Origin of the sequence: Enterobacter cloacae complex sp. CDL013 (assembly GCF_049238805.1) — a bacterium.
GTDB classification, from domain to species: domain Bacteria; phylum Pseudomonadota; class Gammaproteobacteria; order Enterobacterales; family Enterobacteriaceae; genus Enterobacter; species Enterobacter hormaechei_C.
In genome coordinates this window covers 202643-216778 of sequence record NZ_JBMKGT010000001.1, presented here as the reverse complement: position 1 = coordinate 216778, position 14136 = coordinate 202643, and the positions used below count along the sequence as shown (strand labels likewise).

Here is a 14136-nt window from a genome sequence, read left to right as displayed (position 1 = left end):
GCGCCACCGGGCAAAAAAACTCACGCCTCCGGCAGCTCCGCCAGCGGCCAGCGCGGACGCACGGACACGCTCAGGTCAGCCGTTGCGCCAGCGTTCAGGCGCACCATCCCGGCGTAGGCGATCATCGCCCCGTTATCGGTACAAAATTCAGGACGCGCGTAGAACACTTCCCCACGACGCTTTTGCATCATCTCTGCAAGCTTCGCGCGCAGCGTACGGTTGGCGCTCACGCCGCCTGCCATCACCAGGCGCTTAAAGCCGGTCTGATCCAGCGCGCGTTTGCACTTGATCATCAGCGTATCCACCACCGCATCTTCGAACGCACGAGCGATGTCGGCACGCGTCTGCTCGCTGTCGTCGTTATTGCGGATGGTGTTCGCCGCGAAGGTTTTCAAACCGGAGAAGCTGAAATCCAGCCCCGGACGATCAGTCATCGGCCGTGGGAAGACAAAGCGCCCTTCCGTGCCCTGTGCGGCCATTTTCGAGAGCATCGGGCCGCCCGGGTAATCCAGCCCCAGCAGCTTGGCGGTTTTGTCGAAGGCTTCACCGGCTGCATCGTCAATTGACTCGCCCAGCAGCTCATACTTGCCAATACCCGTTACGCTGATCAGTTGGGTATGACCACCGGAAACCAGCAGCGCCACAAACGGGAACGCTGGCGGATTGTCTTCCAGCATCGGCGCCAGAAGGTGCCCTTCCATATGGTGAACCGGAATGGCCGGAACATCCCACGCGAAGGCCAGTGAACGCCCTACCGTTGCGCCGACTAGCAGCGCGCCGACCAGGCCCGGTCCTGCGGTATAGGCCACGGCATCAATATCTTTTGCACTCAACCCGGCCTCTTTCAGCGCCGCCTGGATCAGGGGAACCGTTTTACGCACGTGGTCACGAGAGGCCAGTTCAGGCACGACGCCGCCGTAGTCAGCGTGCAATTTCACCTGACTATACAGTTGGTTGGCCAGAAGCCCTTTTTCGTCGTCGTAAATCGCGATGCCGGTTTCATCGCAGGATGTTTCAATACCCAGTACACGCATGACTTGTTTTACCTCGTTTCAATACCGCGCAGTGTAGAGCCTGGGCGGATTGTTGTAAAACTTTGTTCGCCCCAGGAAGAAGCCTCGTGTATACTCCTCACCCTTATTAAAGTCCCTTTCAAAATCGCATCGGTGCTTTACAAAGCAGCAGCATTTGCAGTAAAATTCCGCACCATTTTGAAATAAGCTGGCGTTGATGCCAGCGGCAAACCGAATTTATTAAAGGTGAGAGTTACATGCCGGTAATTAAAGTACGTGAAAACGAGCCGTTCGACGTAGCACTGCGTCGCTTCAAACGTTCATGCGAGAAAGCAGGTGTTCTGGCTGAAGTTCGTCGTCGTGAGTTTTATGAAAAACCAACGACCGAACGTAAGCGCGCTAAAGCTTCCGCTGTGAAACGTCACGCGAAGAAACTGGCTCGCGAAAACGCACGCCGTACTCGTCTGTACTAATCTGTTGAGGGCCACAGCCCTCAATTGACAGACAGAGTTGTAGTCGTAAGGCCGTGCTTCCGGAAGGAATGCGCGGCTTGTTTTCGTTTATAAGTCGCTTAAATTTTTGGGGCATATGGCCGGAAGAATCCCACGCGTTTTCATCAATGACCTGCTTGCCAGAACCGACATCGTCGATCTCATCGACGCGCGGGTGAAGCTAAAAAAGCAGGGCAAGAACTACCATGCGTGCTGTCCGTTCCATAACGAAAAAACCCCCTCTTTCACCGTAAACGGTGAAAAGCAGTTCTACCATTGCTTCGGCTGTGGCGCACACGGTAATGCCGTCGATTTTTTGATGAACTATGACAAGCTCGAGTTCGTTGAAACCGTCGAAGAGCTGGCGGCGATGCATAACCTTGAAGTGCCGTATGAAGCGGGCAGTGGGCCAAGTCAGATCGAGCGCCATCAGCGGCAAACGCTGTACCAACTGATGGATGGCCTGAATTCGTTTTACCAACAGTCTCTTAAGCACTCTGCGGCTGAGCCTGCGCGTCAGTATCTGAACAAGCGCGGACTGAGCGACGATGTGATTGCGCGTTTCGCTATTGGTTACGCCCCGCCCGGCTGGGACAACGTGTTAAAGCGTTTTGGCGGCAATAGCGAAGATCGTAAATCCCTCATCGACGCAGGCATGCTGGTCACCAACGACCAGGGACGAAGCTACGACCGCTTCCGTGAACGGGTGATGTTCCCGATCCGCGACAAGCGTGGCCGGGTGATAGGTTTTGGTGGTCGCGTGCTGGGTGATGCCCTGCCGAAATACCTTAACTCCCCGGAAACCGATATTTTCCATAAGGGCCGCCAGCTTTACGGTCTTTATGAGGCACAGCAGGATAATGCGGAACCTCCGCGTCTTCTGGTCGTCGAAGGCTATATGGATGTTGTTGCGCTGGCGCAGTACGACATTAACTATGCCGTTGCGTCGCTGGGAACGTCCACCACGGCGGACCATATCCAGCTGCTGTTCCGCGTCACCAACAACGTGATTTGCTGTTACGACGGTGACCGCGCAGGACGCGACGCCGCCTGGCGAGCGCTGGAAACCGCTTTGCCGTATATGACCGACGGGCGTCAGCTACGCTTTATGTTCCTGCCCGACGGTGAAGACCCGGATACGCTGGTGCGTAAAGAGGGCAAAGCGGCGTTTGAAGCGCGGATGGAGCAGGCTCAGCCGCTCTCCACGTTTCTGTTTAACAGCCTGATGCCGCAGGTTGATTTGAGTACCCCTGACGGGCGCGCGCAGCTCAGCACGCTGGCGCTGCCGTTAATCAGCCAGGTGCCCGGCGAAACGCTGCGCATCTATCTGCGTCAGGAGTTAGGCAACAAGCTCGGCATTCTGGATGACAGCCAGCTTGAACGTTTAATGCCGAAACAGGCTGAAAACGGCACGGTACGCCCCGCGCCTCAGCTAAAACGCACAACCATGCGTATACTGATAGGGTTGCTGGTACAAAACCCCGAACTTGCTCCGCAAGTGCCGTCGCTGGCGGGTTTGAACCACGAAAAATTGCCCGGGCTTGGCTTATTTTCAGAATTGGTCAACACTTGTTTGTCTCAGCCAGGTCTGACCACCGGACAACTTTTAGAGCATTATCGCGGCACAAAAGAGGCCGCTACCCTTGAAAAACTGTCGATGTGGGACGATATAGCAGATAAGGATATCGCAGAAAAAACGTTCACCGACTCACTCAACCATATGTTTGATTCGATGCTTGAGTTGCGCCAGGAAGAGTTGATAGCTCGCGAGCGCACCCATGGCCTAAGCAGCGAAGAACGCCGGGAGCTCTGGATGATTAACCAGGAACTGGCGAAGAAATAAAAAATTTAACGGCTTAAGTGCCGAATATCGATCGGGAAGCCCCCGGCAGCCGCACTGAGAGGCAGCGGCAAAAATATAAGTACGCCCTCGCTTTAAAGGTTGGCAGCCCATCGCCGACACCAATCAAACGAATTAAGTGTGGATACCGTCTTATGGAGCAAAACCCGCAGTCACAGCTGAAACTTCTTGTCCAACGCGGTAAGGAGCAAGGCTATCTGACCTATGCCGAGGTCAATGACCATCTGCCGGAAGATATCGTCGATTCAGATCAGATCGAAGATATCATCCAAATGATCAATGACATGGGCATTCAGGTGATGGAAGAAGCACCGGATGCCGATGATCTGTTGCTGGCTGAAACCTCCAACAACACTGACGAAGATGCGGAAGAAGCTGCTGCACAGGTCCTGTCCAGCGTGGAATCTGAAATCGGGCGTACCACTGACCCGGTCCGCATGTACATGCGCGAAATGGGTACCGTTGAACTGTTGACCCGCGAAGGCGAAATTGACATCGCAAAACGCATCGAAGACGGGATCAACCAGGTTCAGTGCTCTGTTGCCGAATACCCGGAAGCGATCACCTATCTGCTGGAGCAGTACGATCGCGTTGAAGCAGAAGAAGCGCGTCTGTCCGATCTGATCACTGGCTTTGTCGACCCGAACGCTGAAGAAGATATGGCGCCAACCGCCACTCACGTCGGTTCTGAGCTGTCTCAGGAAGAGATGGATGACGACGAAGACGAAGATGAAGAAGAAGACGACGACAGCAGCGATGACGACAACAGCATCGACCCTGAACTGGCGCGTGAGAAATTTGCCGAGCTGCGTACCCAGTACGAAGTGACGCGTGACACCATCAAAGCGAAAGGCCGCAGCCATGCCGCCGCTCAGGAAGAGATCCTGAAGCTGTCTGAAGTGTTCAAACAGTTCCGCCTGGTGCCAAAACAGTTCGACTACCTGGTGAACAGCATGCGCGTGATGATGGATCGCGTACGTACCCAGGAACGTATCATCATGAAGCTGTGCGTTGAACAGTGCAAAATGCCGAAGAAGAACTTCATCACCCTCTTCACCGGCAACGAAACCAGCGAAACCTGGTTCAACGCCGCTATCGCGATGAACAAGCCGTGGTCTGAAAAGCTGCACGACGTGAAAGAAGACGTACAGCGCGGCCTGCAAAAACTGCATCAGATTGAAGAAGAGACCGGCCTGACCATCGAGCAGGTGAAAGACATCAACCGTCGTATGTCCATCGGTGAAGCGAAAGCCCGCCGTGCGAAGAAAGAGATGGTTGAAGCGAACTTACGTCTGGTTATCTCTATCGCCAAGAAATACACCAACCGTGGCCTGCAATTCCTGGATCTGATTCAGGAAGGCAACATCGGTCTGATGAAAGCGGTAGATAAGTTTGAATACCGTCGTGGTTACAAGTTCTCCACCTATGCTACCTGGTGGATCCGTCAGGCGATCACCCGCTCTATCGCAGACCAGGCGCGCACCATCCGTATTCCGGTGCATATGATTGAGACCATCAACAAACTCAACCGTATCTCTCGCCAGATGTTGCAGGAGATGGGCCGCGAGCCGACGCCGGAAGAGCTGGCTGAACGCATGCTGATGCCGGAAGACAAGATCCGTAAAGTGCTGAAAATCGCTAAAGAGCCAATCTCCATGGAAACGCCAATCGGTGATGATGAAGATTCGCATCTGGGTGATTTCATCGAGGATACCACCCTCGAGCTGCCGCTGGACTCTGCCACCACTGAGAGCCTGCGTGCCGCTACGCACGACGTGCTGGCTGGCCTGACCGCCCGTGAAGCCAAAGTGCTGCGTATGCGTTTCGGTATCGACATGAACACCGACCACACGCTGGAAGAAGTGGGTAAACAGTTTGACGTGACCCGCGAACGTATCCGTCAGATCGAAGCGAAGGCGCTGCGTAAGCTGCGCCATCCGAGCCGCTCTGAAGTGCTGCGTAGCTTCCTGGACGATTAATCGGTCCTGAAATGAAAAAGCTCCCAATCGGGAGCTTTTTTTGTTTATTCCCTCTCCCTGTGGGAGAGGGTCAGGGTGAGGGCATCAGGCCGCAGAGGAGCTAAAGCCCCCTCACCACAAGCGCCTCATCAAGTTCCCGATACGCCTCCACCAGCTTGTCCAGCGTCGCCCTGTTCAGCCCGCTGGGGTTCGGCAACACCCAAACCTGCGTTACGCCAATGGTAATGTTCTGCTTACCCCACTTCACACCGCGCTGGCTGAACGCCTGCTCGTAGGCCTGCTTGCCGAGGATCGCCAGCGCCGCGGGCTGATAGTCTTCAATTTTCGCGATCAGCTCACGCCCGCCAGCGCGCAGCTCATGCAGATTCACTTCGCTCGCCTGCACCGTGGGTCGCTCGACCAGCATGGTGATGCCACAGCGCGTATCCAGCAGCTGCTGCTCTTCTTCCGGCTTAAGCTGTTTGTCGGTAAATCCGGCCTGGTGGATCACCTTCCAGAAGCGATTTCCCGGATGAGCAAAGTGAAAACCGGTGTGCGCCGATGACTTGCCCGGATTAATACCGCAGAACACCACCCGCAGGCCAGGGGCCAGAATATCGTTGATCATCTCTACTCCTGTCTATGCATCTTAAGATAAGTATAAAGGATTGATTATGCGTTGTTTATAAAAACAGCAGGCAGGTGTGAATGGCTGGATTGCTGAGGGGAGTTACTTTATAATTCACCGCCACGGCCCCTTAGCTCAGTGGTTAGAGCAGGCGACTCATAATCGCTTGGTCGCTGGTTCAAGTCCAGCAGGGGCCACCAAATTTTAGCTTTAGAATCATCCAGTTAAGCCACTCGATTGAGTGGCTTTTTTGTAAGTAATCCACCACACGTAGCCCGGCCTGCCGCTTCCCCTCACAAACCCTAAAAACTAAAGAAATCCCCCATCGCGCCGATCATCATCCGTGTGTATTATTTCCAGTAGCTTTTACAACAACTAACCTTAACTCAAATACTTAAGCGCCAGAGCGAAAGGCATCATGAGCACACCGATCAAACGGCTAGAAATCATTAAAAATGCCATTGAGCTGGAAGATGACGACATCATCCGGAGCCAGTTGAAACGTCTCAAAGAGGAAGCCTTTGACGATGAACTCCTGTCCATCGTCGCGGCGCTTGAGCAGAAAAACTACACCGCAGCCCTTCGCGCTATCACCACCTGGCTGCAAAGCCAGCGCGCCGTTACCCCGTGGCGTGACCCGCAGCTGGCGGCCAGCAAGCTGGAGCTAAAAGCCCTGGAAGAGTGTCTGCGCGATCTGATTGATCGTCGTAACGCCCGGGTACAGCAGCTTGATGAGTTCAACGATCTCTATTTCTCCCGCCTCGGGCCGCTGATGCAGCAGATCCTCGCCCTGCGTAAAACGCTGGCGGAGCTTAACCTGCGTCGTCAGCAGGCGGAGACGCGTCGTCGGGAAGAGGATTACCGCCGCTGCCAGGGCTATATGGCGCAGGCCGTAGAGGTTCTGACAACGCTCACCCGGCGCTGGCGAGATCTGCCTGCGGATTCCGTTCAGGCGGCAGAGGCGCGCAAGCATCTTCAGCAGCAAAGTAATCTGATTGCCAACCTGCTGGCCGAAGCGATGGAGCTGGAGACCGGTTTAACGCGTGAAGAAGAGCCAGCACGTCAGGCGCGCGATGAGGCCAACGAAGAGTACAAGAAGTATCGCGAACAGCATCATGATGCCGAAGTTCGCCTGCGTAAAGGCAAGGATCTCTCTGAAGAGGATCGGAACGAGCTGAAGCGGCTCTGGCGTCAGGCGAGTAAGCTATGCCACCCGGATCTGGTTGCCGATGATTTAAAAGAAGAAGCCAACAGGATGATGGTGCAACTCAACCAGGCCAAACAGCGCGGCGACGTGAAGGCCATTCGCTTGCTGGTCGCCCGTCTGCAACAAGGGTTTGAACCGATGATGGCGAGCGACAGGCTGAACGACCTGGAACGTATTCGTAAAAAGATGGCGCAGGTGCGTGAGCAAATCGACACCCTGGTGAACGAGCTGGCAGAGCTGGAGAAAGAAGAGTCCTGGCTGCTCGTCTCGTCGCTCAGCAATATGGAAGCCTACTTTGCCCAGCAGGAGAAAGCGCTGAAAGAGGTATGCGCCTCGCTCGAACATCAGGTGAGCGAAGCGCAGCTGGATCCCGCTGCCTGATTATTTGGCGTGCCAGTACGCGCTGGCACGCACCAGCTGCGGGTCAATTGCGTCGGTTTCAAACTGACGGCTCAGGCGTTTCACCACCTTCCCCTCCCCGGTGAGCCAGATAAAGTAATCCTCTTCCGGCACGTCCAGCGCGGCAAGATGGTCGGCCACCGCCTGCTCGTTGTGGCCGATAACCCAGGTGATGTTGAACCCGCTCAGGTGCGCCAGATAGTCCTGGTACGCCGCATCGCCCACGGTGACGATGGCGTGGATCGCCGGGCGAACAGGCAGTTTTGCGATGCCTTCTAAACGGCGGCGCAGCGCGGGCATGCCCGACTCGTCGCACACGTACAGCTGCCAGGCGTAATCTTCCGGCACCACCAGCGAACCACGCGGACCACCGATGGTCAGCTTGTCGCCCACCTTCGCCTCTACCGCCCAGTTGCTGGCAATGCCACCATCATGAACGAAGAAATCGAGCGCCAGCTCATGTTTTTCGTCATCGTACAGCGGGGTATAGTCACGCGCCTGCGGACGCACGCCGTCGCCCCAGTCGATGCCTTCATCAGTCACCACAGGCGGCACGAAAGTGGTGCCCGGTGCCGGGAAAAAGACTTTGGTATGGTCGTCAAAGCCGCGAGAGCTAAAGCCCTCCAGCGCCTCGCCGCCTAGCACAATGCGCTGAAATCCTGCACTGACTCGCTCAGTGCGCATCACGTTCAGCTCACGAAAACGCAGGTCATTGCGGACACGTTGAGGGTAACGGGTAGATGCCATGTTGATGCCCTTCTCAGGTGAATACGATATATCGGAATGAATTTTTAATGATAATGATTGCTATTAACTCAGAAATCAAGATCTTTTAGATTGCATCTGAATATATCTTAGATATAGTTTAGATATATCAAATTGAGGAAGAAACATGCGACACGAACACGACGGCGGCGGACGCCGGCCACGATTTTTTGGTCATGGCGATCTGCGGCTGGTGATCCTGGATATCCTGACCCGCAACGCGAGCCATGGTTATGAGCTGATCAAAGAGATCGAGAACCTGACGCAGGGACATTACACGCCAAGCCCTGGCGTGATCTATCCGACGCTGGATTACTTGCAGGATCAGGCGCTTATCACCATTACCGAAGAAGAGAACGGCCGTAAGCGGATTGCGATTAACGCCGCCGGAGAACAGTGGCTGGAAGATAACCGGGAACAGCTGGAGCAGATCCAGACGCGTATCAAGGCGCGCTCCGTCGGTTTCCAGCTGCGCAAAAACCCGCAGATGAAGCGGGCGCTGGATAACTTCAAAGCGGTTCTGGATCTGAAGGTTAATCAGGGAGAGCTCAGCGACGCGCAGTTAAAACAGATTATCGGCGTGATTGACCGCGCGGCACTGGAGATCTCCCAGCTGGATTAAGCCAGCACGCCGTCGCTCACGCGGAACACGCGGACCAGCTCTTTCAGGTGCATCGCCTGTTCGTTAAGGGATGCCGCCGCCGCAACGGACTCCTCCACCAGCGCGGAGTTCTGCTGGGTGGTGGCGTCTATCAGGCCAATCGCGCTGTTGATCTGCGAGATGCCTTCCGTCTGTTCGTGGCTGGCCTGGCGAATCTCACGCAGGATGACGTCCATCTCCTCTACGTTGCCGACCATGCCGTTGATAAGCCCGCTGGCCTTCTCCACAAGGTTCATGCCGTCCTGCGTCTGGCTTGTGGAGCTTTCAATCAGCTGGCGGATCTCACTCGCGGATGTTGCACTTTTCTGCGCGAGCTGACGTACCTCGCCCGCCACCACCGCAAAGCCGCGACCATGCTCACCCGCGCGCGCCGCTTCGACCGCCGCGTTCAGCGCCAGAATATTAGTCTGGAAGGCAATGGCGTCGATCAGGTCGATAATGTCGGACATCCTGTTCGATGTTTCGTTGATCAGGCGCATCTTGCTGGTGACCTGCTTCATCATCTCGCCGTTGTTTTTGACCACGGCAGCCGCATCGGCAGACAGGTTCGTCGCTTCTCCGGTGTGGGACGCGGTGTTCTTCACCGTAGCGGTGATCTGCTCCATCGACGCAGCCGTCTGTTCAACGGAACTGGCCTGCTCCTCCGTGCGGGCAGCCAGATCCTGGTTGCCCGCGACAATCTGCGCGGCGGCGCTGGAGATGTTTTCCGATCCGGTTTGCACCTGCTGCACAATCTCCAGCAGGCGCGTTTTCATCTCCATCAGTGCGGTGAGTAGCAGTCCGGTTTCATCTTTACCGTGCGAGGTAATGCTGCCGGTGAGATCGCCATCGGCAATGGCCTCCGCAAAATTCACCGCGTCGTTCAGCGGGCGGGTAATGGATCGCACAATGAACCAGCCAGTCAGGCTGGCTGCCGCGACGCTAAAAAGCGTAATCAGGATCAGCAGGAGACGATTGGTGCGGAAATCACCTTCCACCTGCTCGCCCGCACTCTGCATTTCATGGTCCTGGATCGCAATCAACGCCTGCACTTTCGCTTTATAGGACTGTTGCAGGTTCAGGGTGTTGGTCATCATTTCGTTTATCGCGCCCGCACGGTCGTTATTCTGCACGGCCTGCAAAATGCGGTAGCGCGAGTCAAGATATTGCTGGCGCACGCCGTGGATATCGGCCAGCACCTGTTGGGATTTTTTATCCTTGAGAGCGTTGTCCAGCTCGCTCAGGATTGCGGCGATGCGCTCGCTGATCGCCTTCAGACGCTGCTCTGATTGCGCCGTGTACGTCCCCTGTTCGTCCAGCAGCATGAGCTGCTGCGTGCTGATAAATTCCTGGAAGTTGTCGATTAACTGGTTCGCTTTTACCGTCGTTGGATAATCGCTGGTAAGGATGGTTTGCATTCCATTGTTTGCCCGATTCAGGCTCATCAGAGACAAGCTTGCGCTGACGACCATCAGGACAATAAATAATCCAAACGCCAGAAATAATTTCGTGCCGATCTTTACGTCATGTATGAACATATTTACCCCATCGATGTGATTATTTCTCAGACGATCGCTGTTATCGACAGAAAAATCTCTAACTTTATGACTTTGATCGTTTTTTATTTATCACTTTCAATAAATCCGGGGCGTAGCAATTAAAAATCTGGCGCTTTTTTTAGTTAATTAATATTTCATTAACAACATAACGTATTCTGAAAAACAAAAAAGCCGTTTACCCCGGAGGAATAAACGGCTTTATCGAAGCATGCATTTCTTAATGCAGCACGGTAACCGCATCTTCAAGACGTCCGGCCCGGTGCTTAACCATCGCGGAAATCTGCGCGCTCTCTTCGACCAGGTCAGCATTTTTCTGCGTAATGCTGTCCAGTTCTGCCACGGCACGGGTCAGCTCTGTCAGGCCTGTCGCCTGCTCTGAGGTGGCGTGGCTGATCTGCGCGATAAGCTGCGTGACGTTTTTCACCTGCTCGACAATATCATCCATGGTACGTCCCGCGGCGTGGACCTGATCGGCGCCCGACTGCACTTTGCTGGCGCTGGCGTCGATCAGCTTACGAATATCGTTAGCTGCATTCGCGCTGCGGCTGGCAAGATGACGCACTTCGCCCGCCACCACCGCAAAGCCTTTCCCCTGCTCGCCCGCGCGTGCCGCCTCAACCGCGGCGTTCAGCGCCAGAATATTGGTCTGGAAGGCAATGTCATTGATAAGCGAGGTAATAGAGCCAATGCGCTGGGTACTGTCGGCAATGTCATCCATGGTTTTCACCACGGTCTGCATCACGGTGCCCCCCTGCGTGGCCGCGCTGCTGGCGGCCATCGACAGCTTGTCGACTTCGGCTGCGGTCTCAGAGTTACTCTGCACCGACGCCGCCATCTGGTTCATTGTTGCCACGGTCTGCTGCACGTTAGCCACGGTCTGGCGCGTGCGGTCGTTGAGATCTTCATTGCCCTGCGCCAGCCTGTCGCTGCCGTCGCGCACGCTCACCACCTGGCTGGAGACGTCGTTGATCAGCCAGCGGCACATCAGCCCCAGCTGTCCGACGGCCCGCAGCGTCAGCCCCAGTTCATCGCTGCGGTTAAGATGCTGCACGCTGTTACGCTCTCCGGTAGCGACCCTGAGCGCCTGCCGTGCGACGTTTTCCACCGGGCGGACAATCTGTTGTTCAAACACCAGGGTGCCAAGCAGCATCACCACGGCTGCCGCCACCAGCGAAGCCCAGCCCGCGGCACTGGCAACCAGCGTTGCGGCCATCACCGCAAAAAGTACCGCCATTACGCTGCGCACGCGCCAGCGCAGCGGCATCGCCGGTAATTTGCCGAGCCAGCCTTTGCGCACCACCAGCCCTTTATGAATGCGTTTTTTGCTACGTCCTTCGTTGAGCGCCTTATAAAGCGGCTCCACTGCGGCGACCTCGTCCTCGGTGGCGCGGGTACGAATGGACATATAGCCCGTCATCTGGCCGTTACGCACCATCGGTACCGCATTGGCGCGTACCCAATAGTGATCGCCATTTTTACGTCGGTTTTTGACAATCCCGCTCCAGGGTTCGCCCTTTTGCAGCGTGTACCACATGTCGGCAAAAGCCGCTTTCGGCATATCCGGATGGCGCACAATGTTGTGCGGTTGCCCGAGCAGCTCCTGGAGCGTAAAGCCGCTCACTTGCACAAAGGTGTCGTTAGTGTGGGTCATGTAGCTGTGGAGGTCGGTGGTCGACATAAGCGTGGTGTCATCGTCCAGCGGATATTCATTCTGGGTGACATAGTCAGGAGAGGACATAGTGAGCATCCCTTGCAGGTTATTTGAATGTTAATTTTGTGGCTTATGTTTTTTCGGCGATAAAAAATTTATCTTTAGTTGTTAAATATGATTGAGATCGCAAATCTCGGTTAAACCGCACTTTTCGTGCGTTTTTCTAATTAATTGATTTAAAATACTTTCGAGACGAAACTACCTACAAAGCATGATCCCCCGGCGCACACTTAAGGCGCATTTCCTGCCTTGGGGTAGTGCAATTGACGACACCCCATCCCCGGCTCGTTATCCCTTATCCCGTGCGGCGCGCAATGGCATGATTAAATATTGTGCAAATTTGATTTCACCTGGCGTTTATCCCGATTTTTGTTAAGGCATCTGAGGTGGCGTAATCGCTGCAATAATTAACTCAGTATCATGTGATACGCGATCCCCGGGAGCATATTTTGAACAGGTTACCTTCCAGCGCCTCGGCTCTTGCCTGTACCGCGCACGCACTGAATCTCATTGAAAAGCGAACGCTTGATCATGAGGAGATGAAACAACTTAACCGTGAGGTCATTGATTACTTTAAAGAGCATGTGAATCCTGGTTTTCTGGAGTATCGCAAATCTGTTACCGCCGGCGGGGATTACGGAGCCGTAGAGTGGCAAGCGGGCAGTCTGAATACGCTTGTCGACACCCAGGGACAGGAGTTTATCGATTGCCTGGGTGGTTTTGGTATTTTCAACGTGGGGCACCGTAATCCAGTTGTGGTTTCCGCCGTACAGAATCAACTTGCGAAACAACCTCTCCATAGCCAGGAACTGCTCGATCCGCTTCGCGCCATGCTCGCGAAAACGCTGGCAGCCTTAACGCCCGGCAAACTGAAATACAGCTTCTTCAGCAACAGCGGCACCGAATCGGTCGAAGCGGCGATTAAACTCGCCAAAGCGTACCAGTCGCCACGCGGGAAATTTACCTTTATCGCCACCAGCGGCGCGTTCCACGGGAAATCCCTGGGCGCGCTGTCGGCGACCGCTAAATCCACTTTCCGTAAACCGTTTATGCCGCTGCTGCCGGGCTTCCGCCACGTACCGTTCGGCGACATCAACGCCATGCGCACCATGCTCGGCGAATGCCGTAAAACCGGCGACGACGTGGCGGCGGTGATCCTGGAGCCGATTCAGGGTGAAGGCGGCGTGATCCTCCCGCCGCAGGGCTATCTGCCCGCCGTGCGTCAGCTGTGCGATGAGTTTGGCGCGCTGCTGATCCTCGACGAAGTGCAGACCGGGATGGGGCGCACCGGCAAGATGTTCGCCTGTGAGCATGAGAACGTTCAGCCGGATATTCTGTGCCTGGCAAAAGCGCTCGGCGGCGGCGTGATGCCGATTGGCGCAACGGTCGCCACTGAAGAGGTGTTCTCGGTGCTGTTCGACAATCCATTCCTGCATACCACCACCTTTGGCGGTAACCCGCTGGCCTGCGCGGCCGCGCTGGCGACCATCAACGTGCTGCTGGAGCAAAACCTGCCTGCGCAGGCGGAGCAGAAAGGCGACATGCTGCTGGACGGCTTCCGCCAGCTGGGCCGGGAATACCCGGATCTGGTACAGGATGCGCGCGGGAAAGGGATGCTGATGGCGATTGAGTTCGTTGATAACGAAACCGGTTATAGCTTCGCAAGCGAGATGTTCCGCCAGCGGGTACTGGTGGCGGGAACGCTTAACAACTCGAAAACCATCCGCATTGAACCACCGTTGACGCTCACCATTGAGCAGTGTGAGCAGGTGCTGAAGGCGGCGCGTAAGGCGCTGGCGGCGCTGCGGGTGAGTGTGGAAGAGGCGTAAAAAAAGCCGGGTGGCGCTACGCTTTCCCGGCCTACAACATACTGCATATGCAAGCCCGGTAAGCGTAGCGCCACC

The 14136-nt window shown here is 55.5% G+C and carries 11 protein-coding genes and 1 tRNA gene; 7 read left to right on the top strand and 5 right to left on the bottom strand.

Going from position 1 to position 14136, the window contains the following annotated elements; all coding sequences use genetic code 11:
* Positions 1-20 precede the first annotated feature (20 nt).
* Positions 21-1034, bottom strand: coding sequence for a tRNA (adenosine(37)-N6)-threonylcarbamoyltransferase complex transferase subunit TsaD (tsaD, locus tag ACOTXD_RS01035; RefSeq protein WP_022651877.1), 1014 nt, complete (start codon positions 1032-1034; stop codon positions 21-23).
* Positions 1035-1270: 236 nt separating this feature from the next.
* Here tsaD and rpsU point away from each other — a divergent pair, with 236 nt between their 5' ends.
* The 3 genes from rpsU (at position 1271) to rpoD (ending at position 5344) form a co-directional block, all read left to right on the top strand.
* Positions 1271-1486, top strand: coding sequence for a 30S ribosomal protein S21 (gene rpsU / locus ACOTXD_RS01030; RefSeq protein ID WP_001144069.1), 216 nt, complete (start codon positions 1271-1273; stop codon positions 1484-1486).
* A gap of 115 nt (positions 1487-1601) precedes the next feature.
* Complete coding sequence (gene dnaG, locus ACOTXD_RS01025) at positions 1602-3347, top strand: DNA primase (RefSeq protein WP_003862574.1); 1746 nt, start codon at positions 1602-1604, stop codon at positions 3345-3347.
* 152 nt (positions 3348-3499) lie between these two features.
* Entirely contained in the window at positions 3500-5344 is a 1845-nt protein-coding gene (gene rpoD / locus ACOTXD_RS01020; protein WP_006812010.1) for an RNA polymerase sigma factor RpoD, read from the top strand.
* Between the two features lie 100 nt (positions 5345-5444).
* On the opposite strand, the gene mug is transcribed toward rpoD, so the two are convergent.
* Positions 5445-5951 (bottom strand): G/U mismatch-specific DNA glycosylase, encoded by a 507-nt coding sequence (gene mug / locus ACOTXD_RS01015; RefSeq protein WP_032607936.1) that lies wholly within the window; start codon positions 5949-5951, stop codon positions 5445-5447.
* 124 nt (positions 5952-6075) lie between these two features.
* Between mug and ACOTXD_RS01010 the strand changes: the two genes are divergently transcribed.
* Positions 6076-6151, top strand: a tRNA-Ile gene (locus tag ACOTXD_RS01010).
* A gap of 218 nt (positions 6152-6369) precedes the next feature.
* Positions 6370-7539, top strand: coding sequence for a DNA repair protein (locus ACOTXD_RS01005; protein WP_061856817.1), 1170 nt, complete (start codon positions 6370-6372; stop codon positions 7537-7539).
* Here the strand turns inward: ACOTXD_RS01005 and ACOTXD_RS01000 are convergent, their stop codons facing one another.
* Positions 7540-8304, bottom strand: a complete 765-nt coding sequence (locus ACOTXD_RS01000) for a siderophore-interacting protein (RefSeq protein ID WP_022651880.1) — start codon at positions 8302-8304, stop codon at positions 7540-7542.
* Between the two features lie 145 nt (positions 8305-8449).
* Here ACOTXD_RS01000 and ACOTXD_RS00995 point away from each other — a divergent pair, with 145 nt between their 5' ends.
* Complete coding sequence (locus tag ACOTXD_RS00995; protein ID WP_003862595.1) at positions 8450-8944, top strand: PadR family transcriptional regulator; 495 nt, start codon at positions 8450-8452, stop codon at positions 8942-8944.
* Here the strand turns inward: ACOTXD_RS00995 and ACOTXD_RS00990 are convergent.
* Positions 8941-10500 (bottom strand): methyl-accepting chemotaxis protein, encoded by a 1560-nt coding sequence (locus ACOTXD_RS00990; protein WP_022651882.1) that lies wholly within the window; start codon positions 10498-10500, stop codon positions 8941-8943. The two genes, ACOTXD_RS00995 and ACOTXD_RS00990, sit on opposite strands and share 4 nt — an antisense overlap.
* 238 nt (positions 10501-10738) lie before the next feature.
* Positions 10739-12259: a methyl-accepting chemotaxis protein gene (locus ACOTXD_RS00985; RefSeq protein WP_058652650.1), complete on the bottom strand. Its 1521-nt coding sequence runs from the start codon at positions 12257-12259 to the stop codon at positions 10739-10741.
* A gap of 422 nt (positions 12260-12681) precedes the next feature.
* On the opposite strand from ACOTXD_RS00985, the gene ygjG reads away from it, so the two are divergent.
* A complete protein-coding gene (gene ygjG, locus ACOTXD_RS00980) occupies positions 12682-14061 on the top strand; it encodes a putrescine aminotransferase (protein WP_022651884.1) in 1380 nt (459 codons plus the stop codon).
* Positions 14062-14136 lie beyond the last annotated feature (75 nt).